The 24126-nt window shown below is 71.7% G+C and carries 19 protein-coding genes; 10 read left to right on the top strand and 9 right to left on the bottom strand.

Going from position 1 to position 24126, the window contains the following annotated elements; all coding sequences use genetic code 11:
* Positions 1-28: 28 nt before the first annotated feature.
* Positions 29-1702 (top strand): protein kinase domain-containing protein, encoded by a 1674-nt coding sequence (locus WMF19_RS28595; RefSeq protein WP_437893250.1) that lies wholly within the window; start codon positions 29-31, stop codon positions 1700-1702.
* Between the two features lie 76 nt (positions 1703-1778).
* Here the strand turns inward: WMF19_RS28595 and WMF19_RS28590 are convergent, their stop codons facing one another.
* Complete coding sequence (locus WMF19_RS28590) at positions 1779-2687, bottom strand: BON domain-containing protein (protein WP_437893249.1); 909 nt, start codon at positions 2685-2687, stop codon at positions 1779-1781.
* A gap of 99 nt (positions 2688-2786) precedes the next feature.
* Here WMF19_RS28590 and WMF19_RS28585 point away from each other — a divergent pair, with 99 nt between their 5' ends.
* A complete protein-coding gene (locus WMF19_RS28585) occupies positions 2787-4601 on the top strand; it encodes a MutS-related protein (protein WP_437893248.1) in 1815 nt (604 codons plus the stop codon).
* Positions 4602-4650: 49 nt separating this feature from the next.
* Positions 4651-5634, top strand: coding sequence for an aldo/keto reductase (locus WMF19_RS28580; protein WP_437893247.1), 984 nt, complete (start codon positions 4651-4653; stop codon positions 5632-5634).
* 19 nt (positions 5635-5653) lie between these two features.
* Here WMF19_RS28580 and WMF19_RS28575 read toward each other — a convergent pair whose 3' ends face one another.
* Together WMF19_RS28575 and argG are read right to left on the bottom strand one after the other, a co-directional pair.
* The gene (locus WMF19_RS28575) at positions 5654-6013 is read right to left on the bottom strand and encodes a phage holin family protein (RefSeq protein WP_437893246.1); all 360 of its coding nucleotides are present in this window, start codon (positions 6011-6013) and stop codon (positions 5654-5656) included.
* 142 nt (positions 6014-6155) lie between these two features.
* On the bottom strand, positions 6156-7508 hold the full coding sequence (argG, locus tag WMF19_RS28570) for an argininosuccinate synthase (RefSeq protein ID WP_437893245.1): 1353 nt from the start codon (positions 7506-7508) through the stop codon (positions 6156-6158).
* 312 nt (positions 7509-7820) lie between these two features.
* On the opposite strand from argG, the gene WMF19_RS28565 reads away from it, so the two are divergent.
* Positions 7821-8648, top strand: coding sequence for a GNAT family N-acetyltransferase (locus tag WMF19_RS28565; protein ID WP_437893244.1), 828 nt, complete (start codon positions 7821-7823; stop codon positions 8646-8648).
* Positions 8649-9134: 486 nt separating this feature from the next.
* On the opposite strand, the gene WMF19_RS28560 is transcribed toward WMF19_RS28565, so the two are convergent.
* The 3 genes from WMF19_RS28560 to WMF19_RS28550 form a co-directional block, all read right to left on the bottom strand.
* Complete coding sequence (locus WMF19_RS28560; protein WP_437323052.1) at positions 9135-11288, bottom strand: anthranilate synthase component I; 2154 nt, start codon at positions 11286-11288, stop codon at positions 9135-9137.
* 89 nt (positions 11289-11377) lie between these two features.
* A complete protein-coding gene (locus WMF19_RS28555; protein ID WP_437893243.1) occupies positions 11378-13591 on the bottom strand; it encodes a chorismate-binding protein in 2214 nt (737 codons plus the stop codon).
* 97 nt (positions 13592-13688) lie between these two features.
* Positions 13689-14969 (bottom strand): isochorismate synthase, encoded by a 1281-nt coding sequence (locus tag WMF19_RS28550; protein WP_437893242.1) that lies wholly within the window; start codon positions 14967-14969, stop codon positions 13689-13691.
* Positions 14970-15700: 731 nt separating this feature from the next.
* On the opposite strand from WMF19_RS28550, the gene WMF19_RS28545 reads away from it, so the two are divergent.
* The 3 genes from WMF19_RS28545 to WMF19_RS28535 all read left to right on the top strand — a co-directional run bounded on the left by WMF19_RS28545 (position 15701) and on the right by WMF19_RS28535 (position 19032).
* Positions 15701-17104 (top strand): ABC transporter substrate-binding protein, encoded by a 1404-nt coding sequence (locus WMF19_RS28545; protein WP_437323049.1) that lies wholly within the window; start codon positions 15701-15703, stop codon positions 17102-17104.
* A 115-nt stretch (positions 17105-17219) separates the two neighbouring features.
* Positions 17220-18152: a carbohydrate ABC transporter permease gene (locus tag WMF19_RS28540; protein ID WP_437893241.1), complete on the top strand. Its 933-nt coding sequence runs from the start codon at positions 17220-17222 to the stop codon at positions 18150-18152.
* Position 18153: 1 nt separating this feature from the next.
* A complete protein-coding gene (locus tag WMF19_RS28535) occupies positions 18154-19032 on the top strand; it encodes a carbohydrate ABC transporter permease (RefSeq protein WP_437893240.1) in 879 nt (292 codons plus the stop codon).
* Positions 19033-19068: 36 nt separating this feature from the next.
* On the opposite strand, the gene WMF19_RS28530 is transcribed toward WMF19_RS28535, so the two are convergent.
* From WMF19_RS28530 to WMF19_RS28520, 3 genes are read right to left on the bottom strand one after another with little or no spacing between them, the layout of a single operon-like run.
* Positions 19069-19605, bottom strand: a complete 537-nt coding sequence (locus tag WMF19_RS28530; RefSeq protein WP_437790892.1) for a hypothetical protein — start codon at positions 19603-19605, stop codon at positions 19069-19071.
* A complete protein-coding gene (locus tag WMF19_RS28525) occupies positions 19602-20309 on the bottom strand; it encodes a DUF4166 domain-containing protein (protein ID WP_437893239.1) in 708 nt (235 codons plus the stop codon). The genes WMF19_RS28530 and WMF19_RS28525 overlap by 4 nt, the downstream gene beginning before the upstream one ends.
* Positions 20309-20686, bottom strand: a complete 378-nt coding sequence (locus tag WMF19_RS28520) for a hypothetical protein (RefSeq protein WP_272093955.1) — start codon at positions 20684-20686, stop codon at positions 20309-20311. The genes WMF19_RS28525 and WMF19_RS28520 overlap by 1 nt, the downstream gene beginning before the upstream one ends.
* Before the next feature lie 364 nt (positions 20687-21050).
* On the opposite strand from WMF19_RS28520, the gene WMF19_RS28515 reads away from it, so the two are divergent.
* The 3 genes from WMF19_RS28515 to WMF19_RS28505 are packed head-to-tail and all read left to right on the top strand — an operon-like array spanning position 21051 to position 24093.
* Positions 21051-22196 (top strand): hypothetical protein, encoded by a 1146-nt coding sequence (locus WMF19_RS28515; protein WP_437893238.1) that lies wholly within the window; start codon positions 21051-21053, stop codon positions 22194-22196.
* Entirely contained in the window at positions 22196-22921 is a 726-nt protein-coding gene (locus tag WMF19_RS28510) for an RNA polymerase sigma factor (protein ID WP_437893237.1), read from the top strand. The genes WMF19_RS28515 and WMF19_RS28510 overlap by 1 nt, the downstream gene beginning before the upstream one ends.
* Positions 22918-24093, top strand: a complete 1176-nt coding sequence (locus tag WMF19_RS28505) for a hypothetical protein (RefSeq protein ID WP_437893236.1) — start codon at positions 22918-22920, stop codon at positions 24091-24093. Before WMF19_RS28510 ends, WMF19_RS28505 begins: the two co-directional genes overlap by 4 nt.
* Positions 24094-24126 lie beyond the last annotated feature (33 nt).

The following is a 24126-nucleotide window of genomic DNA, read 5'->3' as shown; positions in this document are numbered from 1 at the left end:
GCGCAATTGTTGAATTTTGCACACTGAGGTGAGTGTGATCGGAGAACACGGAGCGTCGATCTTGAGAGACACGCCGACCCAGCTTGGGCTCGGTCGGTATCGTCCCATCGCGAAGCTCGGCCGCGGCGGGATGGCAGACGTCTTCCTCGCGATGGCTCACGGGCCCGCCTCGGTGAACAAGCTGGTCGTCGTCAAGCGTCTCCGCAGCTCCGGGGACGAGGAGGATCGCCAGGTCCTCATGTTCATGGACGAGGCCAAGCTCTCGGCCCGCATGAACCACCCGAATGTCGTCCAGACCTACGAGGTCGGCAGCGACCGCGACGGCTACTTCATTGTGATGGAGTACCTGGAGGGCCAGACGCTGAAGCGCGTCATGAAGGCGGCTGTCGAGCGGGAGTCCGGCACGGGTGGGCTCGTCCGCGGCACGTGGATCCGGATCGTGGCCGAGGTGCTGCGCGGGCTCCATTACGCGCATGAGCTCTGTGAGTTCGATGGTCGTCCTCTCGGCATCGTGCATCGCGACGTCTCGCCGCACAACATCTTCATCACGTACGAGGGCGCGGTGAAGCTCGTGGATTTCGGCGTGGCCAAGGCCGTCGTCAACGCCTCCAGCACCGAGAGCGGGACCTTCAAGGGCAAGCTGACGTATATGGCGCCCGAGCAGGTCACGGCGGGCAAGACGGTGGACCGCCGCGCGGACATCTTCGCGGTCGGCGTCGTGCTCTGGGAGCTCCTCGCCGGGCGGCGGCTGTTCGAGGGCGATCAGATCACCGTGATGCACCAGCTCCTGCTGGGGAAGATCCCGCGGCTCTCCACCATCGTGCCGGGGATCCCCATCGCGCTCGATCAGATCGCCGCGAAGGCCCTCGAGCGCGAGCCATCGAAGCGCTTCGCGACGGCGCAGGAGATGTGCGATGTGCTCGAGAACTACCTTCAGTGGTCGGGCGAGGACGTCCGCAGCGAGTTCCTCGGCGCCTGCATGCGGGGGATCTTCGCCGAGAGCCGGGCCTCCATTCGCCAGCAGATCAAGGCGCAGATCGAGCGGGTGGCCAGCGCGTCGCTGCTGGGCGACGCCTCCAGCCAGGTGACGATGAGCGGCATCGGCCTCGCGATGGCCCCCTCGAGCTCCGGCTCGGGCAGCAGGCTCCCCTATGTCGGTGAGTCTAGCCGGTCGGGCATCGAGCGCATGTCGGGCGTCGAGCGGCCGTCGGGCGTCGAGCGGCCGTCGGGCGTCGAGCGGCCCAGGACCCCCGTGAGCGATTCGGTGAGCCTGCGAGCGACCACGTCGGGTCCCGTGTCGGCCTCGAAGCGCGGTTACTTCATCGGCGCGTCCGCCCTGACCGCGCTGGTCGCGCTGGTCGGCGGCGCGGTTCACGTCGCGAACAAGGGCGCGCCCGCCCTCGACGCTCCTGCGGCCGCGGTCGCCTCGCATGGCGCCGACGCCGGGGAGGCCGTCGAGAAGAAGCTCGAGGAGGGCCCCAAGGCGAGCGTGGTGATCTCGAGCGATCCGCCCGACGCGATCGTGAGCTGGAAGGGAAAGACGCTCGGCAAGACGCCGCTCAAGACCGAGCTGCCCGTGGGCACGCAGGTCGTGGTCGTGTCCAGGTCCGACTGCTTCGATGAGACGCTCATGCTGGCGCTCTCACCCGCGGAGGCCGTGGAGCGCTCCGTCAAGCTCCGCCCCAAGGACTTCGCGCATTGATGATCCGGGCGGTGCATCCGCCGTCTGCGACCGGATGCAGCCTGAGACCGCGGCTAGGTTGACGACCTCACGGGGGTCATGAGCCGTGATGGAGGTAGGCGATCACCTTGGTGACGCCGTCGGCGTCCATGGCCTCCTTCACCGCCTCGGTCGCCTCCTTCACGCTGGCGACGTTGCCTTGCAGCGTGACTACGCCGTCGCGCACCGTGACGTGCAGCTTCTTCACCGCGTCGTGTTTGCTGTCCGCGAGCTTGCCGCCGACCGCGTTGCGGAGCGTCTCGTCGGACGGGCGCGCGCCGGTTTGCTTCGCCTCCTTCGTGGCGATGACCGAGCCGTCGCGGCCGAAGGTGACCTGATAGTCGTTGTCCTTCGCCGCCTTCGTCCACTCGTCACGCTCCATCGCGGCGGCATTCGCGTCCTGCTTCTTGGCTCCCTCAGCCTGGCCTTGTTGTGGCGACTGCGGTGCGGCCTTGTCCTTGGGAGCGGCGGGCGGCGCCGACTGCGGGCGCGCGCCCTGGTTGTCCTTGAGCGCACCGGTCTGCGCGCCGACCCTGTTCATCTGGTCGTTGATGTCGCGGCCCGCCTGGTGCCCTCGCTCGGCGAGCTGGTTTGCCTTTTCGCCCACGCGCTCGGCCTTCTCGCGCGTCTCCTGGCCGAGCTGCTGACCCTCCCGGGCGAGCTGCTCTGCCTTGTCACCCGCGCGCCCGGCCTGCTCTTTCGCCTCCTTGCCGAGCTCCTTGCCCTCCTGGGCGAGCTGCTCCGCCTTTTCGCCCACGCGCCCCGCCTGCTCGCGCAGGTCTTTGCTGGGCGCCTGGTTCGGGCCCGGAGGCGGTTCGCCTCTCCTGGCCGTCTGGTTCGCGGGCTCGCGGACCGCTCCTTCAGCTCTCTCGCTCTCGCTCCTGCAGGCCGTGCCGGCGAGCGCGAGCGCGAGGACGGTTGGGCCGGAGAACCAGCGTATTCTGCTCATCGTGCAGCGATAGCTCATGGTGCATCTCCAGGGGCACACCGAGGCAGACGTCGTGCCAGGGACTCGGTCGATCCCGGCCGCCCGGGAACAACGGCGCGCCGCGCGTGTCGATGGATCATGCCGAGACCCTCCCTGGCCACCGCGCGGCGGCGGCACCGGACACCGGACGAGCGCTCCGGCCCCACGCATCGTAGTAGGCTCGCGGTCGTGAGCGCGGCGCCGCCGGAACCCGCCCTGCCTGACGCCCCGCCCGGACAGCGCGCCGCGCCCGATCTCCTCTCGCACCGGCCGGCGCTCCGGGTCGACGCGCGGGCGGTCAAGGAGTCGCTGGCGTTCGCGTTCGCGGGCGGCGCGCCCGCGGGGGCGTTCGATCGGCACGTCGAGTCGGCGTCGCTGCCCGCGTCGACGTGGGATCCAGCCCGCTTCGCGCAGCACGTCTTCCTGCGCGAGCTCATCGTGGGCTGCCTCCATTTCACGAGCGATGGCCGCTCGTACATCCCGAGCCCGGCGCTGCTGGGCCGCGCCCTCTCCCAGCCGCCGAGCGATCGCGACACGGTCGAGCTCCGGCGCGCGATCTTCCGGGAGCTCACCGGGTCGGAGGCGCAGCGCCGCGATCTCGAGCGCGCCTACGCGGCGCTGCGCCGCTGCGTGGCCCAGCTCGAGACGATCCCCATCTCTCGCGGCGAAGGCAGCCGGCGCCGGCTGGACATCCTCGCCGCCGCCAAGGACGCGTTCGACGCGCTCGCGGGTGGGTTCGCGGGCGCTCGCTCGGGCCTGTCGCGGCTCTCGGCGTTCGGCGCGGCCGTGCGCGAGACCGAGGCGTACCGCCGCCTCGCGGATCTGCTCGCGTACGACGAGGAGATCGCGACGCTGGATGTCCGGATCCGCGTCGGCTCCGACGGCCATGTCCGCGATCTGAGCGCCCTGTCGATCCGCGAGAACAGCGAGAACCGCTTCTACCAGTCGCCGCTCGGGCGCTTCGTCACGAAGCTCGTGATGCTGTGGAGGGGGTACCGGTTCAGCGACGACGAGCTGCTCACCCGCCACGTCAACAGCGTCTTCGACGGCATCGAGGACGATCTCGTCGCGCTCGTCCAGCTGCTCGGAGATCTCGAGTTCTACCTCGCCGGCCTCGCGCTGCGCGACCGCGCCCGCGCGGCCGGGCTCGCCGTCTGCCTGCCCGAGCTCGCCTCGCCGGGCTTCTCTGACGGCGCGCACGGCGCGCACGGCGCGCACGGCGAGGGCCCCGGGCGCGAGCTCAAGGGGCTGTTCAACCCGCTCCTCTTGGCGAGCTCGGCGAGCACGGTCCCGTGCGACATCGCGACGGATCTCCACGACGCGACCGTCATCGTGACCGGGCCGAACTCGGGGGGGAAGACCCGGCTGCTCGAGGCGCTCTCGCTGGCCCAGATGATGGGGCAGGCGGGCTTCTTCGTGCCCGCCGCGGAGGCGCGCCTCTCGCCGTGCCACGGGCTCTTCGTGTCGCTGATCGAGCAGGCGCAGGCCGATCAGAGCGAGGGCCGCCTCGGGATGGAGCTGCTCCGCATCAGGTCGCTGTTCGAGGCGATGCAGGTCGGCGACATGGTGGTGCTCGACGAGCTCTGCTCCGGCACGAACCCGTCGGAAGGCGAGGAGATCTTCCAGCTCGTGATCTCGCTCCTCTCGGAGCTCCGCCCTCAGGCCTTCATCACGACGCACTTCCTCGAGCTCGCGGCGCGGCTCGAGCGGGAGCGGCCGGTCGATCGGCTCGTGTTCCTGCAGGTCGAGCTCGACGCGCAGCAGTGGCCGACGTACCAGTTCGTCGATGGGGTCGCCCGGACCTCGCTCGCGCACCGGACGGCGGCGCGGCTCGGGGTCACGCGCGAGGAGCTCGTCGCGCTCGTCGAGCGCAGCAAGCGCGCGCACCGCCGCCGCGGGGTCGAGCCCGCCTGAGCGCGGTCACGCTCGCCGTGCCGGGGGAAATCTGGTTGTATGCGCCGCCATGGAGTATCGACCTCTTGGCAGGACGGGTTTCCGCGTCTCCTCGGTGAGCTTCGGGGCCTGGGCGATCGGGGGTACCTGGGGCGACGTCGACGACAAGGAGTCGCTCGCGGCGTTGCACCGGGCCGCCGATCGCGGCGTGAATTTCTTCGACACCGCGGACGTGTACGGGGACGGCCGGAGCGAGCGGCTGCTCGCGCGCCTCAGGCGCGAGCGGCGCGAGGAGATCGTCGTCGCGACGAAGGCGGGCCGGCGGCTGAGCCCGCACACGGCAGCGAGCTACGACGAGGGGAACCTCACGGCCTTCATCGATCGCAGCCTGAAGAACCTCGAGACGGACGCGCTCGACCTCGTCCAGCTGCACTGCCCGCCGACGGACGTCTACTATCGACCCGAGGTGTTTGACGTCCTCGATCGGCTCGTGAAGGCGGGCAAGATCCGGTTTTACGGCGTCAGCGTCGAGCGGGTGGAAGAGGCGCTCAAGGCCATCGAGTACCCCGGCGTGCAGTCGGTGCAGATCATCTACAACGTCCTCCGGCAGCGCCCGGCCGAGCTCTTCTTCCCCGAGGCGAAGCGCCGGCAGATCGGGATCCTGGCGCGACTGCCGCTCTCCTCGGGGCTGCTCACCGGCAAGATGAGCGCAGCGACCCGGTTCGCGGCCGACGATCACCGTAATTTCAACCGCGAGGGCGCCGCGTTCGACAAGGGCGAGACGTTCTCGGGCGTCGACTACAACCTGGGCCTCGAGGTCGTCGAGGAGCTCCGCCCGCTCGTGCCCGCCGGCGTGAGCATGGGCGCGTGGACGATGCGCTGGATCCTGATGCAGGACGCGGTGACGTGCGTGATCCCCGGCGCGAAGCGGCCCGATCAGGTGGATGAGAACGCGGGCGCCGCGGACCTGCCGCCGGTGCCGCAGGAGACCATGGCGAAGATCCGCGAGATCTACGACCGGCGGCTCCGGCCTCACGTTCACCAGCTATGGTAGACGCCGCCCGGGCGAACGCTCACAGGATGCGCGGCAACAGCCATCCGGCGAACGAGATGAGGGCCGCCGTGCCGAAGAGCGGCCCTAGCCCCCGGATCTCGAAATCGTCGATCAGCTTGTCGGTGGCGTAGAGCAGCACCGAGTTCACGACCAGGCCGAAGAGGAGATACGCGAGGCCCAGCGTGAGGATGGCGGCGGGCAGGAGCGCCACCGCGACCAGGAACTTCACGAGCCAGCCGAGCAGGAGGTTGAGGAGCGTGAACACGGCGGCGACGACGAGCGCCGTCTGGGTCGTGCGGATCCGCACGCCGGGCAGGATCTTCGTTCCGACGAGGACCGCGAGGCCCGCGGCGAGTGCCTGGATGATGAGCGCCTTCATGACCACCTCCCTGGGCCGGCACCGCTCCGGGCGGGCCGGCGTTCGCACCTTCCTCGTGACCCAGGCAGGTGCCGGGCGCAACCTCGTCCGGCGTGTCGCGGGCGGAGCCGGCGCGCGGCCTCCGCTCAGAGACCGCCCCGGCTCATTCCTTCGGCTTGTCGCCGCCGAGCAGCTCGCCGATGGCGGGGGCGCCGCCCGGGCCGAGGGCCTGCGTGCTCTCGATGAGGTGGATCAGGAACTGGCGGTTGTCCGTCACCGACAGGTTCTGGAGCTCGAGCGCGCCGATGCGGTCCTCAGGGGTGAAATAGGCCTCCTCGACCTTCTCCATCGAGAGCTTGTGCGGCGCATAGGCCATATAGTCGGCGCGCGTGCTCAGGATGTTGTAATCGTCGCCGCGGCGCAGCTCGAGCGCCACCTCGCCGGTCACGCCGGGGGCGATCCAGCGCGAGAGCGCGTCCTTCAGCATCATGGCCTCGGGGTCGTACCACTTGCCCTCGTAAAGCAGACGCCCGAGGCGCCTTCCCTGGGTGAAGTACACGTCGAGGGTGTTCTCGTTGTGAATGGCGGACAGGAGCCGCTCGTAGACGGCGTGGAGCAGGGCCATCCCCGGCGCCTCGTAGATGCCGCGGCTCTTCGCGTCGATCACCCGGTTCTCGATCTGGTCGCTCATGCCGAGGCCGTGGCGCCCGCCGATCCGGTTGCACTCGACGAACAGCTCGAACAGGGAGGCGAAGCGCCTGCCGTTGATCGTCGTCGGGACGCCGCGCTCGAACCCGAGCGTCACCGTCTCGGCCTCGATGGCGACCTCCGGCCGGAAGGAGGCCACGCCCATGATGGGCTGGACGATCTTGATCCCGGTGTTCAGGTGCTCGAGGTCCTTCGCCTCGTGCGTCGCGCCGAGCACGTTGGCGTCGGTGCTGTACGCCTTCTCCGTCCCCATGCGGTAGGGCAGCCCGTGGAGCTCGAGGTACTCGCTCATCTCCTTGCGCCCGCCGAGCTCTCCCACGAACCTCGGGTCGAGCCAGGGCTTGTAGATTTTGAGAGAGGGGTCGACGAAGATGCCATAGCGGTAGAACCGCTGGATGTCGTTGCCCTTGTGCGTGCTTCCGTCGCCGAAGACGTGGACATCGTCGTCGCGCATCGCGCGGACGATCGCGGTCGTTGTCACCGCGCGGCCGAGCGGCGTGGTGTTGAAGTACTTCTTGCCGCCCGTCGAGAGGTGGAAGGCGCCGCACTGGATGGCGAGGATGCCCTCGCGGACGAGCGCCTCGCGACAGTCCACCAGCTTGGCGGAGACCGCGCCGTGCTGCAGGGCGATCGGCGGGATGTCGCCGGGGGAGTCCTCGTCCGGCTGCGCCAGATCGGCGGTGTACGCGTGCACCTTGAGCCCGTTGCGCGAGAGCCACGCCACCGCGCAGCGCGTGTCGAGACCGCCCGAGAACGCGATGCCGAGGTGGGTGCCCGGCGGGGGGAGTGAACGGAAGATCCTGCTCATGGCGGCGCAGCATAATCGCAACGCCCGCGAGCACGCGAGCGGAGATCGCGGGGCGGCGGAGGCGCGTGACGGCGCGTGCACGCGCGCGCCGTCAGGCATCTCCGCCATCTCCGCCCGCCCGCTCCGCCGGGACGGCGCGGCCGCGCGATGCGCGATGTCGGTCCGTCCGCCTGTCCGCGCGCGCCGGCAGGCGGACGGCGCCTCCGCCGGAAACGCGCTGGCCTGCATGAAACGGCGCAGACCGGGCCTCATCGGACTAGGATGGAGGACACCGTGCCACGCGAGCCCTGCTCGCCAACGAGGTGCAAATCCATGCCGAAGCTGTCGTACGCCGAGATCGCCCGGATCGAGGAGCGCCGGCTGGCGGTCGGCACCGCCGCCGTTGTCGCTTTCGCGGAGCCCATCGCGGGCGGGTGGATGGCCTTCGATGGAGAGGGCTCCTGGGGTAACTTCGCTGTCGGGCTCGGGCTCGACGGGCCCGTCTCCGGCGAGGATCTCGATCGCCTCGTGCGGTTCTACGCGGCGCGCGGCGCGGAGCCGCAGATACAGGTCTGTCCCTTCGCGCACGGGTCGCTCGTGCGCGGCCTCGCCGATCGAGGGTTCGTGCTGCGCGAGTTCGAGAACGTGCTGGCGCGCGAGCTCGCGCCGGACGAGGACCTCCGCGCGCTGGTGCCGCGTGGTGGCCCCGAGGGGCTGGAGATCGTGCGCATCGATCCGGGCGACGAGGCGCAGGTCCGGGTGTTCATCGAGATCGCGACGAGCGGCTTCCGGCCTGACGACGTGCCGCTGTCGCCGGCGCTCTTCGAGATCACGCGCCGCCTGGTCGCCCACCCCGGATGCGACTCGTACCTGGCGCTCGTGAACGGCGAGCCCGCCGGCGGCGGCAGCGTGGAGATCCACGGCGAGGGCGCCGCGCTCTTCGGCGCCTCGGTGCTCCCCCGGTTCCGCGAGCGCGGCATCCAGCAGGCGCTCATCATCCGCCGCCTGGAGCGGGTGCGCGAGCAGGGTTGCCAGCTGGCGTGCATCAGCGCGAGCCCCGGTATCCCCACGGAGCGCAACGCGATGCGGCTCGGCTTCTTCATGGCGTACAGCAAGGGGATCTTCACGCGGCGGAGCGAGAGCCCAGAGTCGCCTGCCTGAGCCCTTCCCGGGCGCCCCGGGCCTCGCCGGCGGCGCACCTTTCAGGCGTGCAGCGCTGATCGTGCAGAACCGAAATGATCGCCCAGGACATCCATCCGAAATGCCCGACCATGACGGAAGTGCGCCATGGCACGCCTCATGCTGATACTCCGGTTCAGCGTCGCTGGCGTGGCCTTTCCCCCCCGAGGCCCCGGCGGCGCTTTTTCATTTTGTGGCCTGACGCGAATCGATCGGGCCCTCATCGCCTTTCGAAAGATCTGCAATCCTGCAGCCGGGAAGAGCGGACTCCCCTCAACGCCCGCTCCGAGCGAGGGAGTGCTCCCCGCCGCGCCGGTGGGGGTGGATGGTCCGTTGGATCATGAAGCAGACGTGAGGCCCTGAGCGAGGGAGTGCGCCGTCCCGCGCTTACGCGGCGCGGCCGACTCCCTCACCCCGGGGCGGGGCGACCTGGATTTCGCCCCGGCTCCCCGCTTCACCGCTCGACCGTCACCGCCCGCCGCTTCGCTGCAGCTCGGTCACCGCATTCCTCACGAGCCGGAGCCCCACGTTGTCGTCCTGCGACAGGATCGACTCCGGATGGAACTGAACCGCCGCGAGCGGCAGCTCCGTGTGCTCGATCGCCATCACGACCCCATCCTCGGTCTCGGCCGTGACCTTCAGCGACGCAGGGAGCGCGTCGCGCAACGCGTAGAGCGAGTGGTAGCGCCCCGCGCGGAACTCGCGCGGCAGCCCCTCGAAGAGGCGCCCGCCGAGCACGCGCACGTTCGAGGCCTTGCCGTGCATCGGGTAGTCGAGGACGCCGAGCTTGCCGCCGAAGTGCTCGACCATGCCCTGCAGGCCGAGGCAGACGCCGAAGACGGGCAGCCGCCGCTCGAGCAGCGCCGCGAGCGTGCCCGAGAGATCGAAATCGCTCGGCGAGCCAGGGCCGGGCGAGAGCACCACGAGGTCGGGAGCGTAGGCGTCGAGCTCCGCGAGAGGGAAGCCGGCGCGGAGCGTCACCACCTCGGCGCCCGTCTGCCGGAGGTAGTTGGCCAGCGTGTGCACGAAGGAGTCCTGGTGATCCACGAGGAGGACCTTGCGCGTGCCGCCAGGCACCGGGTGGATGGCCGCCGGAGGCGGCGTGGCGACGCCGCGCGGCCTCCGGATCGCGTCGAGGAGCGCCGACGCCTTCACCTGGGTCTCGCGCTCCTCCTCGTCGGGATCGGAGTCGAAGAGCAGCGTCGCGCCGACCCGGACCTGGGCCACGCCGTCCTTGACCCGGATCGTGCGCAGCGTGAGCCCGGTGTTCATGCTGCCGTCGAAGCCGACGATCCCGACCGCCGCCCCGTACCACGCGCGCGGCGAGCGCTCGTGATCCTCGATGAACTGCATGGCCCAGGCCTTCGGCGCCCCCGTGACCGTGACCGCCCACGTGTGCGCGAGGAACGCGTCGAGCGCGTCGTAGCCGTCGCGCAGGCGGCCCTCGATGTGATCGACCGTGTGGATCAGCCGCGAGTACATCTCGATCTGCCGGCGCCCGATCACCCGCACGCTCCCCGGCACGCAGATGCGGGACTTGTCGTTGCGATCGACGTCGGTGCACATGGTGAGCTCCGACTCGTCCTTCGCGGACGCGAGCAGGCGGGCGATCTGCGCGGCGTCGGCGAGCGGGTCGCTGCCGCGCGGGATCGTGCCCGAAATGGGGCAAGTCTCGACGCGATTGCCCTCGACGCGGACGTACATCTCCGGCGAGGCGCCGATCAGGTACTCGGCGTTGCCGAGGTTCATCAGGAAGCCGTAGGGCGCCGGGTTGCGCTCGCGCAGGCGGTAAAACAGCTCGGTGGGCGCGACCGGGCACGGCTCGTAGAGGGTCTGTCCCGGCACGACCTCGAAGAGATCGCCCCGCTTGAAGGACTCGCGCGCCACCCGGACGAGCTCGGCGTACTCGCCCGGCGCGTACTCGTTCTGAGGCGCGCGGTCGGCGCCGACATAGGCGCGCGTCGCGCCCTCGCGCGGCAGCCCGTCGGTCGAGCGATCGCCGAATTTCAGCTCGTAGCGCGTGCGCGTCGCGCGCTCGCGGCGGTGGTCGACGGCGATGATCTCGTCGGGGAGGTAGAGGACGAGATCCCGCTGATCCGCCGGGCGCTCCAGGCGGAGCCGGATGGGCTCGAACTGGAAGGCGAGATCGTACGCGAACGCGCCGTAGAGCCCGAACAGCGGGTCGCCCGGGACCCCGAAGAGCTCGATGAGCCGGCGCAGCACCGAGAAGATGGACGGCTGCCGGCTGCGCAGCTCCTCCGGCACCCGCTCGCCCGGCGGCCGGACCGCGCCGACCACCTCGTCGCTGCGCCGCTCGAGGGCCGCGACAGCGTCGAGATCCCGGAGGGCCTCGTCGATGGCCGGCAGCAGAACGCGCCCGCGCTCGTTCAGCGCGGTGAACCGGAAGTCGCGGCCCCGGGAGACGAGCACGAGCGGCGGATCGATGAAGCCGATGTCCCAGCGCGTGTACCGGCCCGGGACCTCGTAGCTGGACGCCAGGACCACGCCCAGGTGGCTGTCGAGCGCCTCGACGATGGGCTGGATGGCGCCGTCGACGGCGAGGTCCTCGACCGTCCGCCGCACCGCGACGCCTCTCCGCGTAATGTTGCTGTCTCGTTTCACGACCGCGTCTCCTTATGCGATGAGTATACGCGGTGCGGCATGCGCGCCGTACCAGCATCTTTGCCGCGTGCACGTCTCCGTCGTGCGCGTCATCCGCGCTGCGCACTCGTCGCGCGCACTTCTTGCGCGGACGCTCGGCCCCCGTCCGCGGCGCGCTCCGCGAGGTAGATGGCGCGGAGCAGGGGGAAGCTCTTGACGAGGACCTCCTCGTACTCGGCCTCCGCGCTGGACTCCGCGACCACCGCGCCGCCGCTGCCGAAGCTGAGCCCCCGGCCGTCGGCGACGAGGGTCCGTATGGCGATGTTCATGTCCATGGGGCCCTCGTACGCGAGGTACCCGATCGAGCCCGTGTACACGCCCCGCGTGCGCCGCTCCAGGGCGTCGATGATCGAGATCGTCCGGTGCTTCGGCGCGCCGGTGATGGATCCGCCGGGGAAACACGCCTCGAGCGCGTCGAGCGCGCCCTTCCCCTCGCGCAGCGCGCCCGTGACCACCGACGAGAGCTGGAGCAGGGTCGCGTGCTCGGTGATCCGCTGGAGCGCCTCGACGTCGATCGAGCCCATGGCGCAGACGCGGCTGAGGTCGTTGCGGACGAGGTCGGTGATCATGAGGAGCTCGGAGCGGTCCTTGTCGCTGGTCGCGAGATCGCGGCGCAGGGCGAGGGTCTCTTCCTCGGTGGCGCCCTTTGGCCGCGTCCCCTTGATGGGCTCGCTGCGCACCCGACGCTCCCGGTCGACCGCGAGGAACCGCTCCGGCGAGGACGACAGCACCGCGCCCTCCGGCAGCTTGAGGAAGGCCGAGAACTGCGCGGGGTTCGTGCGGCGCAGGACGCGGTAGAGGGCGAACGGATCCAGCGAGGTCGGCACGTGGAACTCGTTCGTCAGGCACACCTCGTACGTCTCGCCCTCGCGGATCTCGCGGAGGATGGCCTCGACGGCGTCGAGGTGCTCCCGGCGCGAGAGGCGCGGCGCGTGCGCGATCCGGTCGGCGAAGCCCTCCGGGACAGGCGGCAGGAGCGGCTCCGAGAGCGCCGGGAGGCCGCGGAGGCGCGCCGCGATCTCGTCCAGCCACGGTGCGGACGAGGGCGGCGCAGGCCTCGCAGGCTCGTCGTCGTCGATCGCGTCGCTTGCGTCGATTGCGTCGATTGCGTCGATTGCGCACGCGTATACAGCGCGCTCGACGTGGTCGAAGGCCAGGATCCGCCGCGCGATCATCATCGCGCTGTCCGGGAGCGCGCGGCGCGGGTGGGCGGACGCGCCGAAGCCGAGGTGCTCCTTGAGCTCGTAGCCGAGGTAGCCCACGAGGCCCCCCGTGAAGTGGAAGGGCAGGCCGCTGGGCTCGAGCGACACCGACGCCAGCTCCCGCCGGAGCGCGGCGAACGGGCTCCCCTCGGACGTGGTCGAGGTAAGGGCGTCTCCGGGGCCGCCGGCGCTCCACCTCGTCACGGCGGCGCCGCGGCTCTCGATGGCCTCGGTCGCGCTCCCCATGAACGAGAAGCGCCCGTCACGGCCTGTCGCGCTCGAGTCGAGCCAGAACGCGTAAGGGGCCGCGGCGAACAGCCCGGCGAAGGCCCGCTCGGGATCGACCCACGGGAGCCGGAGGTGACGCACGCGCCCGCGTCGCTGCGCGCCCGGCGCGCAGCCGCCCAGCGCGCCTGCGGAGAGGCCCGGCGCGCGTGCGCTCCGGTGGAGCGCCGCGCCCCTCCGGTCGCGCGGCGTGTTCAGGGCGATATCTCTGAAATTGCGGAGGATCCTCCTGCCATGCTCGGTGCCGATCGACTCGGGGTGAAACTGCACGCCGTAGAACGGCCGGTCCTTGATCTTGAGGGCCATGATGAGCCGATCGCCGCGCGTCCGCGCCGTCACCTGGATCTCCGCCGGCAGCCCGCCGTCACCGACGATGAGCGAGTGGTAGCGCACCGCTTGGAACGGGCTGGGCACGCCCTCGAAGAGCCCGGCGCCGTCGTGCTCGATCTCCACGATCTTGCCGTGCATGACCCGCGGGGCGTGCTGGACGCGCCCGCCGAAGCGCGCGGCGAGCCCCTGGTGGCCAAGGCAGACGCCGAGGATCGGCGTCCCGGCGAGCGCCTCGATCACCTCGGCGCAGACGCCGAAATCGGCCCGGCGCTCCGGGCGGCCGGGGCCGGGCGAGATGACGATGCCGTCGAGCTCCAGGCCCTCGATCTCGGCGAGCGAGAGGCTGTCGTTCCTGACGATGATCGGCTCCTCGCCGCTCGCCTCCCAGAGGTACTGCCCGAGGATGTGGGTGTACGAGTCGTAGTTGTCGATGAGGAGTGTCTTCACGGCGAAGCTCGCCTTGGGGCCCGCATCGAGGCCGTCAATGCGGGCGAGCCGGCGCGGATCCCGGCTCGGGTGAGGCGCGCCGGCGGCGGGCGCGGCATCAGGGGCGGATGATGGCCGCGAGCATGGCCTGGAGCTTGAGCTGCGTCTCGACCAGCTCGGCGTCCGGGATCGAGCCCGCGACGACCCCGACGCCCGCGACCATCCGCGCGCGCGCGCCGTCGACGGTGGCGCTGCGGATGCCGATGAACCAGTCGCCGTCGCCGCGGGCGTCGACCCAGCCCACGAGCCCCGCGTAGAGCCCGCGCCGGATGCCCTCGTGCGCGCTCAGCCAGGCCTCCGCCGCCTCGCGCGGCGTGCCGCACACGGCGGGCGTCGGGTGCAGCCGCGCGGCGAGCGTGAGGGCGTCCGGCGCCGCCTCCGCGAGCTGGCCGTGGATCGGGGTGCCGAGGTGCATCACGTTGCGGAGGCTCAGGATCGACGGCTCGCTGGGGACCTCGAGCGACGCGCACTCCGGCGCGAGCGCGGCGGCCACGGCGTCGACAACGAAGCGGTGCTCGCGCTGGTCCTTGGCCGAGCGCCGCAGGACCTCGGCGAACCGGCGGTCGGCGTCGACGTCGGCGGAGACCGCGTAGGTGCCGGCGAGGGGGTGCGAGGAGACGGCGCGCCCGCGCCGCGCGAGCAGGAGCTCGGGGCTCGCGCCGAGGAAGCCGCCGACGTGGAAGATCGCGCACGAGGGGTAGAGCGCGGTCAGGCGGCGCAGGACCTCCTCGACGACGATGGGGCGGTTCGCCTCGACGTCGACAGCGCGCGCCAGCACGACCTTGGAGAGGGCCCCCTGCTGGATGTCGGCCACCGCGCGCGCGACGCGCCCGCACCACTCCTCGTGCGGGAGCGCCGAGCGGAGCGTGAAGCTGTCGGGCGAGCGCCGGTGGCCCTCGGCTCGCTCCAGGTGCGGCGCGGGGGCGGCGCCCTCGCCGATGGTGGTGACCCACGCGGTCCCGTCGGAAGCCGCGCCGACGATCTGGGCCGGCACGACGAGCGCGGCCGGCTCCGTCCGGTCGAACGGCAGGGCGCCGAGCGCCACCGGGCCGCAGCCCGGGCGGCCCACGGCGTCGGTGGCCTCGATCGAGGCGAGCGCCTCCTTGATCCACGCCACGCCGCCCTCGATGCCGTGCGGCAGCTCCAGGCGGGCGGCGACCCCGTGCGCGACCAGCTGGGTGCCGGGGTGCAGCCAGACGCGCGCGCCGTCTCCCATGAGCGACGAGACGCCGCCGGGCAGCTTCGCGAGCGTGTCGGCGTCGAGCCGGAAGGTGCGGGCGACGAGCCGCGCCGCCTGGCGGGGGGCGTCGGCCGAGGAGGAGAACGTCAGGGGAGTCATGCACCGCCGTGCGCAGGCCGGTTCGGGCTCGTCCTGCTCGGCAGGACCAGCCTGGAGCCAGCAGGCCACGAGCCCGCGGCACCGTGCCGGATCGCGAGCGCCGGCCACGCAGCATCGGCTCTACCGCCTCCGGAAAGGCTCCGCAAGCGCAAAGCAGCCCACGTTCCGGGCGCGGGCGACGCGCGTTCTGCCGCTGAAATTGCGCTTCGAGGCGAGGTGGCGGCGTCGGCGCGCGGGCGCGCACGCATTGCGCGCGTTGTCTCCGCGCGACGCAGGCGCATCGCGTTTCCTCACCTCATCTCGCCGCCGGCGCGCGTCGTGTTGGGTCTCGCCGCCAGCGCTGGTGTCTCGTCTCACCTCGCCTCGCCGCCAGCGCGCGTCGTGTCCCCGCGCGGCGCATCTCCCTTCGCGCCACGCGCCTTCTCCACGCGTCGTGTGCGGCGCGCCGCGCGACGTCTGCTGTGCTGCGCTCGCTGCCCGCGATCGGCGAGCAGCGAGCAGAGCAGTGCCGAGCAGCGCGCGCTCCGTCCCGTCTGTGATCGACGGCTCTTTCCTGGGTTTTTTACCCATGGAGAGGCGGCGCGAACCCTTGCCCCCGAGCGCGCATCTGGTCGATGCTGCCGCGGGCACTCGCCCTTCGCGGCGCGCGCGTGAGCGGCACGTCTCGATAGCTCTGCCGGCGACCGGGAATGTGGAAAATCTCCAGAACAGAGCTCAGAAAGGATCCTGCGATGGACCCCACTCGGCAGCATGATCGCCGCGCATGGCGAACCGCAGCGCTGTTCCTCTTCGTCGTCGGGCTGTGCGCCTGCCGTGGCGACAAGAGCCCGCCTGCCCGCGAGAACCGCCCTGGCGCCGCTGCCACGACGGCGGCCGCGGTGTCGGAGGCGCCGGGCGAGAAGGCGATCAAGGCGCAGCCCCCCGCCGTGCCGAACGCCGCCGAGGCGAAGCGATACGCCGGCAGCAAGCTCAAGTATTACAGCGAGCCGGTGGGCGTCGGCGCCGAGCTCGACAGGGTGATGATCCAGCAGTTCCAGAAGGACACCGGCATCGAGGTGACGATCATCCCCCGTCCCAAGGACGCGACGGAGACCTACTCCGTCTACCAGCGCCTCTTCCAGGCACAGTCCGGGGACATCGACGTCATGATGCTGGACGTCATCTGGCCCGGCGCCTTCGCGCCGAACCTCGTCGATCTGAGCGAGAAGCTCGGCGAGGCGGCGAAGCAGCACATCGAGAGCATCGTCCAGAACAACACGGTCGACGGCAAGCTCGTGGCGATGCCGTGGTTCACCGACTTCGGGCTGCTCTACTACCGCACCGATCTCCTGGAGAAGTACGGGTATCAGAAGCCGCCGGAGACGTGGGACGAGCTGGAGCAGATGGCGAAGAAGATCCAGGACGGCGAGCGGGCGGCGAGCCCGAACTTCCTCGGCTTCGTCTGGCAGGGCAAGGCCTACGAGGGGCTGACCTGCAACGCGCTGGAGTGGATCGCTTCCCACGGCGGCGGCGCGATCATCGAGGAGGGCAAGATCACCGTGAACAACCCGGAAGCCCAGAAGGCGCTCGCGCGCGCCAGGGGCTGGGTGGGCTCGATCTCCTCCGCCGGCGTGACGAGCTACGAGGAGGAGGACGCGCGCAACGCGTTCCAGGGCGGCAACGCCGCCTTCATGCGCAACTGGCCTTATGCCTACGCTGCGGGCAACGCCGAGCGGTCGCCGATCAAGGGCAAGTTCGCGGCGGGCCCGCTGCCGCACGAGCCCGGACAGAAGAGCGCGGGCACCATCGGCGGATGGCAGCTCGCGGTGTCGAAGTTCTCGCCGAACAAGGACGCGGCGATCGAGCTCGTCCGCTACATGACGAGCCCCGAGGCGCAGCGGTTCCGCGCGACCTCGGGCTCCTTCCTCCCGACGATCCGATCGGTGCAGCAGGACCCCGAGGTGGTGAAGTCGCTGCCCTTCCTGGCGAGCGCGAAGGACATCGCGCTCGTGCCGCGCCCCTCGAACAGCACCGGCGCGCGGTACAACGAGGCGTCGATCGCCTTCTTCCAGGGGGTGAGTCAGGTCCTGCAGGGCAAGGATCCGAAGGAGGCGCTCGGGCAGGTGGAGCAGCGGCTCACGCGCGCGCTTCGCTGACGCCGCACGCCGCACGCCGCCCTCGCGCGCCTCGCCCAGCGGTCGACTGGCGCGCGGCGCGCGGCGCGGTCCACGAGATCTCCCGGCCAGACCACCTCGCGAGAACGGACATCCCATGAGCATGCCGGCGAACCAGGCGGCCACGAGCGCGGCGGCCCCTCTAGACCCCCCATCGCTCGACGCGCGGCGACAGCGGCGCGCCCGGCTGTTCCTCCTGCCGACGCTCGCGGTCGTCGCGTTCATCGCCCTCTACCCGCTCGCGCAGACGTTCTACCTGAGCTTCACGAACGCGCGCCTCGGCACCGGGGAGCCGGCGAGGATCATCGGCGCGCAGAACTACGTCGATCTCGCGCAGGACAGCTACTTCCTCGACGCGGTCCTGCTCACGGTCCTCTTCACGGTCGTCACCGTGCTCGGCGAGCTCGCCCTCGGGCTCGGCGTCGCGCTCGTCGTCAACTCCCGCTTCAAGGGCCGCTCGGCGGTGCGCGCGGCCATGCTCATCCCCTGGGCCATACCGACCGTCATCTCGGCCCAGATGTGGAAGTGGATGTATAACGACGTCTACGGCGTCTTCAACGACCTGCTCGTCAACCAGCTCGGCGTCCTGGATCGCAACGTCGCCTTCATCGCCGATCCTGCGGTGTCGTTCTGGGCCGTGGCGCTCATCGACGTCTGGAAGACGACGCCGTTCATGGCGCTCCTCCTCCTCGCCGGGCTGCAGCTCATCCCGCACGATCTCTACGAGGCCGCGCGGGTCGACGGCGCGACGGCGCTCCAGCAGTTCACCCGGATCACGCTGCCGCTCCTCAGGCCCTCGATGCTGGTCGCGCTCATCTTCCGCACGCTCGACGCGCTCCGGGTGTTCGACGTCTTCTTCGTCATGTTCGGCAACCGGCCGGACATGCAGACCATGGCCACCTACGCCCAGCAGACCCTCGTCAGCGTCTCGAACATCGGCTACGGCTCGGCGATCTCCGTCGCGCTCTTCCTCATCATCGCGGTGTTCATCATGATCTATCTCGCGGTGTTCCGCGCCGAGGAGGCGTGAGATGAGCGGCGCTCCGCGAAGGGCAGCGCGGCGGCGCTCGCCGGGACAGGGCGCCTTGCGGGCCCTGCTCTACGTGCTCGTCGCCGCGGTGCTCGTGTTCACCGTCTTCCCGTTCGTCTGGGCGTTCGTCTCCTCCATCAAGCCCGACGACGAGCTCTTCACGACCCCGGTCCGCTACTGGCCCGGCCGCGCGACGCTCGACAACTACCGCCTCGTGCTGGAGAACGGCGAGTTCCAGACGGCGCTCCTGAACAGCGTGATCGTCGCCGTCTCGGTCACCGCGGTGTCGCTCGCCGTGGGCTCGCTGGCCGCCTACGCGCTGGGGAGGTTCCGCTTCCGCGGGCGCAGCCTCGTGCTGTACGTGGTCCTGGGGATGACCATCTTTCCGCAGATCGCCGTCCTCGGCGCGCTGTTCGAGATGATCAACTTCTTCAAGCTGTACAACCAGCTCACCGCGCTGATCCTGACGTATCTCATCTTCACGCTCCCCTTCACGGTGTGGGTGCTCACCGGCTTCATGAAGGCGATCCCGCGCGAGATCGAGGAGGCGGCTTATGTCGACGGCGCGACGCACTGGCAGGTGTTCACCCGGGTCATGCTGCCGCTGTCGGTGCCCGGGATGGCGACGACGGGCATCCTCGCCTTCATCGCCGCCTGGAACGAGTTCCTGTTCGCGCTCTCCTTCACCCAGACGCCGGACAAGCGCACCGTGACCTACGCGATCCAGGCGTTCTCGACGACGAGCAGCGGGCTTTACGAGATCCCCTGGGGGCAGACCATGGCGGCCTCCATCGTCGTGACCGTGCCGCTCGTGGTGCTGACGCTGGTCTTCCAGCGGCGCATCCTCGCGGGGCTCACCGCGGGCGCGGTGAAGGGCTGAAGGCGCGGCTGAATGCGCGCCGGCGCGGTCGGCGGCTCACGCGCGCCCCCAGGGGAAGCGGAGCCAGCGGGGCCCGTAGGCGGCGCCGAGGTCGCGCAGCCCCGAGAGCAGCACGCCTGCGGCCATGAGCGGCAGGATCACGCGGAGCGAGAGCGGCGCGTCCCAGCGGGAAAAGCCCGTGGGATCATGCGCCCAGCGCCAGATCTCGGGGACGAGGTGGGCGAGCGCGCCGCCGTAAATGATGCCCATCACGGCGTGCATCACCCGCTCTCCCGGGTACACGCCGCCGAGCGGCCTCCGGACCGTGTCCTCGACGACGAAATCGCGGAGCGTGATCGCGATCTCCGCGAGGAGCAGCGCCGCGAGCGCCCACGCGGCGAGCCCCTCCCAGCGCACGAACGGCAAGGAGGCGAAGAGCGCCGCGTACAGGAGATCGCGCGCGCCGTGAAGGACGAGCTCGGGCGCGGTGCCCGGCACGCCGCCGGGCAGGCGCGCCCGCCACTCGTGGTAATAGAGCGTGTCGAAGGCGCCGAGCGCGCCCTGCACGGCGAGGAGCACGAGCGCCGTGATCATGCGCGGGGCTCCGGCGCGCGCGGCTCCGGCGCTGACGGCGCGGTCGACGCCGGCGTGGACGCGCCGGCGCGAGCAGGGGGCGCCTCGCCGCCCGCATCGTAGGCCACGCGCCCCTCGTACGCGACGAGCAGCCCGGCGACCGGCGCGAAGATCCGCACGTCGACGTGGACCTCGTCCCGGAGGGGCCCGGCCCGCCCCTCGACCCGCGGGGCGAGCCACCGGGGCAGCGGCAGCCCGAGGCGGCGGAGCCCGAGCGTCGACCGCACCTGCTCGAACACGAGCGCGCCGCCCTCGGCGCGGAGCCGGAACCAGCACTGGACGAGGCCGAGCCCCTCCACCAGCAGATCACCCGAGCGCCACTGCGAGGAGAAGAGCGGGCGAGCCCCGAAGGTGCGGAGCCACCGCTCCCCGTCGCCCGCCGGCTCGACGGCGAGCGTCACGGCCACGTCCTCGGCAGCCTGCGGCATGCGCAGGAGGCCGGCGACCAGGCGCGCCGCGAGCCCCCGGCCGCGCTGCACGCGGAAGCGGCCGCGAGCGCGCGCGCCGCCCGCGTGGAGACGCTGGACCGGCGGCGCGAGCGCAGCCCACGCGGCGCCGAGGAGGGCAGGGTAGAGAGCAGCCGCCGGAACAGCCCGCGCCGCGCCAGCGCAGGGCGCGCGAGCTCCCGTGGGTCGACTGTCCGGCTCCCCGGCGGAGCCGGGCATCAGGCGTCCTCTGGCAGCATCTCTCGCGGCATCGCAGGGCTCCTCGGGGCGACGGCCGCGTCGGCGAGATCGCGGATCTTGACGATGATCGCGTCGTCGGCGTCGCTCCGCGCCTCCTCGCAGTACGACCGGATCTGCCACAGCAGCTTGCGGGTGCGCCGCAGCTCGAAGACGAGCCATCGGGTCTCCGGCTTCACCTCGTGGGGGTGGCGCTCCAGCTCGACCTCGATCTCGCGGATGCGCTCCTCGATCTGCTCTCCGGTCGGGAGGATGCGGCCGTTCCCTTGGCAGTCCTTGCAAAGATAGGGGCCGGAGTCCGTGTTGATCTCGCCTTCGCCATAACAGCTCGCACACGTCACCAGCTCGTAGGAGTTCATGCGGCGCACTCTATCCGATCCTGCGCCGTGCTCGCGACCGGCGTCGCCGTCGTTGCGTCGGTCGCGCGTCGCGCCACAGGCGGCGTCGTGCTCTCCGGCATGGCAGGCGGTGACGCCTCCGGCATGGAACGCGCGCCGTCGCGATCGGCGTCGCCCGAAGGCGCCGGGGGCCCGGTCGTCCGGCGCTCTCGCCCTCTCGCAGCGATTTCGCCCAAGCCCACGGAGCTCTGCGCGTCCTAATTCCGCTTGCGCCGTTCCTTGCGGTAATGGGAGGCATCCTGTGACCTGCCCTCATCCCTCGCGTCGGGGCGCGCTTTGCGTCCTGGCCGTGTGCGCCTTTTCCCTTGTTTGGCAGAGCGTCGTCGTGGCCGCCCCGCTCCCGCGGCTCGCGGTCCAGCGGGCGCCCTCTGCGGCCGACTGCCCGGATGCGCCCTCGCTCGCCATCGCGGTCGAACGGCTGATGGAGAGGAGGGCTCTCGACCCCGTGAGCACCGCCGGCGCTCCCGCTGGCGCCGGCGTTCCTCCCGGCGATACGCCGGCGAACGCGGGAGGCGCCCTTCCCGGCGATACGCCGGCGAGCGCGGGTGGCGCCCTTCCCGGTGATACGCCTGCGAACGCGGGTGGCGTTCCTCCCGGTGAGGCGCCCGCGAACGCGGGCGGCGCTCTCGCGAGCGCGGACGGGGCGGCCGAGCTCGAGGTCCGCTTTCTCTGCGATGGCGCCACCTACACCGCCGTCCTTCAGGCAGGTGGTCGCACCCGGCAGCTCTCGTCCGAGGTAGGGGCGTCCTGCGGCGAGCTCGTCGAGGCGGTGGCGCTGACCATCGCCATCCTGCTCGACAGCGATCCGCCCGCGCCGGCTCCTGTCGCGCCTGCGCCTGCGCCCGCGCCGGCCCCTGTCGCGCCCGCAGCGGCTCCTGCTCCTGTCGTGCCCGCGCCGCCGCGTCCTCCGCCACGGGCGGCGCGCGGGGACGTCTCGATGGAGCTCGGCGCCGCGCAGACCGTGGGCATGCTGGATCCCTTCCGGGCGGCCGCGATGGCCGACGTCTCCCTGCGGCGCCGCGCGTGGTCCGCAGGCGTCGGCGCTGTGTGGCTGCCTCCCCAGGACACCGAGCTCGCGCCGGGCATCGTCTCCCTCGGGCTCGTCGCCGCCACGGCGCGCGGCTGCGCGACGATCGCAGGCGGCCTCGACGGCCTCCGGCTCTCGGCCTGCGCGGCGGCGGTGCTGGGCGCCGTCTACGGCTCAGGCAAGGGGTTCGTCCCGGATCGCGAGGCCTCCGCGCCCTGGTTCGCCCTCGGCGGCTCGGCCGTCGCGGAAGGAACCCTCCTCGGCTCCAGCGCGCTGGGCTGGTCCGCGCGCGCGACGCTCCTCGCGCCTGTCGCGCGGGCGCGCTTCACGGTCGAGCGCCGCGCGGGCGGCGAGGCCGGCGCGCCCCTGACGCAGGACGTGGCGCTCGACCCCTCCCCGGTGGGGCTGCTCGTCGGCCTGAGCGCCCGCGTGTCGATTTTCTGATGGCGAACCACAAGACCCACCACGGAGGCGTTGGGCATGGCGAGAAGCGGCAGGACAGGATGACCTTCGGAGAGGTCTATGCGCAGCACTTCCGGTTCGTGTGGCGGTCGCTGCGACGCCTCGGCGTGCCCGAGAGCGACGTCGCCGACGCGGTCCAGGACGTGTTCCTGGTCGTCCATCGGCGGTTGTCCGAATTCGAGGGTCGGTCGAAGATTACGACCTGGCTCTACAGCATCTGCTTTCACGCCGCCCGTGACCGGCGCAAGCTCGCGCATATGAGGCGGCGCGCTCACGACGACGAGCCGCTGCTCGACTGCGCCGATGACCGGGCCGACGTCGGCGCGGAGGCGGAGCGGCGGCAGGCGATCACGCTGCTCGAGGCGATCCTCGACGAGCTGCCGCTCGAGCAGCGCGCCGTGTTCACGCTCTTCGAGCTCGACGGCATGGGCGGCGAGGAGGTCGCCGAGCTGCTCGACGTCCCGCTGGGGACCGTCTACTCGCGCCTCCGCCTCGCCCGCGATGCGTTTCGCCGCGCCGTCGCGCGCCTGAAGGCGCGCGACGAGTTCCACGTGGGCGGGGCCCGGGTCACCACGCGGTCGCAGCCCGTATTGAAGGTGGCGGCCGCCGAGCGCGCGCCGGCGCCCGAGGGGCATCCCTCGGTCGTCCTTCCGCTGCCGGAGGTGGAGCGGCAACCCGTCTGGAAGCGCGCGGGAGGGGAGCGATGAGCGATCCGGTGCGCTGGCTCGACGCCGAGGCGAACGCGCTCGAGATGGAGCGCGAGCTCCTGCGCGCAGCTCCCTCGGCGGACCCGCCCGACGGGGCGCAGGAGCGGGTGTGGGCCGCGATGGCCGCGCAGATCGGCCTCGCCGGAGCCGCCGCGCTCGGAGGGGCTCAAGGCGCGGCGGGAGGGGCGCTCCCGGCGAACGTGGGCGGCGCGGCGAGCACAGGTGGCGCGGCGAGCGCGGGCGGTGCGGCGAGCGCGGGCGGCGCGGCGAGCGCGGCCGCGGGCGCTGGCGAGATCGCCGCGGCGGTGTCCGCAGGCAAGGTGGTGTCCGCTGCGGCGGGCGCCGGCGCTTCCGGCGCTGCGGCCACCGGCGGCGTGGCCGCAGCGGCGGGCGCTGCGGGTATCGTGAAGGCGATGCTGTTCGGCGCCGCCTGCGGGGGCCTGATTGTCGCCGGCTATGTCGTCGTGGCCCCGTCGAGCGAGGCGCCGCCGGCTCGGATCGTCGAGGCCGCAGAGGTCGTCGCGGCGCCGGCATCCGGGCCAGTTTCTCTGCTGGAGAGGCGTGGGCCTGCCGCGCAGGCCGAGCCGCCGCCTGTCGAGCCACCGCGGCCTGTCGAGCCGCCGCGGCCTGTCGAGCTGGCGCCGCCTGCCGAGCCGCCGCCGCATGTCGAGGCGCCGCTGCGATCGAGGCCGCTTCCGCCGGCCGAGGCACCACTGCCGGACAAGTCACCCGCGCGGACCGGCCCCCGCGCGGCCGCGACGCCCGCGAGCCCGGGCGCGTCGCTATCGGAGCGCGCCGCGAGCGCGTCGCCCGCGGCCGGGGCGGACGTCCTCGAAGCGGCGTCCGTGCCGGAGGCGACGGGCGCTGCGGTCGGCGCGGAGAGCGCGTCCAGCCCGGCGCTGCGGGAGAGCCGGCTGCGCGAGGAGCTGACGCTCCTCGGCGACGCGCGCGCGGCGCTCCGGCGCGGCGATGCCGCCGGCGCGCTGAGGATCGCAGAGCAGGCGCGGCTCCGCTTCCCCGGCGGCGCGCTGGCGCAGGAGCGCGAGGCGCTCACCATCGAGGCGCTCTGGCAGAGCGGCGATCGCGCGTCGGCCGCGCAGCGCGCGTCGGCGTTCCTCCTCGCCTATCCGTCGAGCCCGCACGTACCCCGTCTCCGCTCCTTCACTCCCTAGCGCGGGGCAGGGTGAGAGATAGGCGTTAACCAA

It is taken from the genome of Sorangium sp. So ce124 (assembly GCF_051525235.1).
Classification (GTDB): domain Bacteria; phylum Myxococcota_A; class Polyangia; order Polyangiales; family Polyangiaceae; genus Sorangium; species Sorangium atrum.
The sequence above is the reverse complement of the archived record's forward strand: the minus strand, read 5'-3'. Positions and strand labels throughout refer to the sequence as shown.

What these genes read in the sequence shown, in the direction of transcription:
- WMF19_RS28590 (WP_437893249.1), bottom strand. Translation starts at nt 2,687, where the DNA reads ATGAGCTATCGCTGCACGATGAGCAGAATACGCTGGTTCTCCGGCCCA.
- WMF19_RS28585 (WP_437893248.1), top strand. Translation starts at nt 2,787, where the DNA reads ATGCCGAGACCCTCCCTGGCCACCGCGCGGCGGCGGCACCGGACACCG.
- WMF19_RS28580 (WP_437893247.1), top strand. Translation starts at nt 4,651, where the DNA reads ATGGAGTATCGACCTCTTGGCAGGACGGGTTTCCGCGTCTCCTCGGTG.
- WMF19_RS28575 (WP_437893246.1), bottom strand. Translation starts at nt 6,013, where the DNA reads ATGAAGGCGCTCATCATCCAGGCACTCGCCGCGGGCCTCGCGGTCCTC.
- argG (WP_437893245.1), bottom strand. Translation starts at nt 7,508, where the DNA reads ATGAGCAGGATCTTCCGTTCACTCCCCCCGCCGGGCACCCACCTCGGC.
- WMF19_RS28565 (WP_437893244.1), top strand. Translation starts at nt 7,821, where the DNA reads ATGCCGAAGCTGTCGTACGCCGAGATCGCCCGGATCGAGGAGCGCCGG.
- WMF19_RS28550 (WP_437893242.1), bottom strand. Translation starts at nt 14,969, where the DNA reads ATGACTCCCCTGACGTTCTCCTCCTCGGCCGACGCCCCCCGCCAGGCG.
- WMF19_RS28545 (WP_437323049.1), top strand. Translation starts at nt 15,701, where the DNA reads ATGGACCCCACTCGGCAGCATGATCGCCGCGCATGGCGAACCGCAGCG.
- WMF19_RS28540 (WP_437893241.1), top strand. Translation starts at nt 17,220, where the DNA reads ATGAGCATGCCGGCGAACCAGGCGGCCACGAGCGCGGCGGCCCCTCTA.
- WMF19_RS28535 (WP_437893240.1), top strand. Translation starts at nt 18,154, where the DNA reads ATGAGCGGCGCTCCGCGAAGGGCAGCGCGGCGGCGCTCGCCGGGACAG.
- WMF19_RS28530 (WP_437790892.1), bottom strand. Translation starts at nt 19,605, where the DNA reads ATGATCACGGCGCTCGTGCTCCTCGCCGTGCAGGGCGCGCTCGGCGCC.
- WMF19_RS28525 (WP_437893239.1), bottom strand. Translation starts at nt 20,309, where the DNA reads ATGCCCGGCTCCGCCGGGGAGCCGGACAGTCGACCCACGGGAGCTCGC.
- WMF19_RS28520 (WP_272093955.1), bottom strand. Translation starts at nt 20,686, where the DNA reads ATGAACTCCTACGAGCTGGTGACGTGTGCGAGCTGTTATGGCGAAGGC.
- WMF19_RS28510 (WP_437893237.1), top strand. Translation starts at nt 22,196, where the DNA reads ATGGCGAACCACAAGACCCACCACGGAGGCGTTGGGCATGGCGAGAAG.
- WMF19_RS28505 (WP_437893236.1), top strand. Translation starts at nt 22,918, where the DNA reads ATGAGCGATCCGGTGCGCTGGCTCGACGCCGAGGCGAACGCGCTCGAG.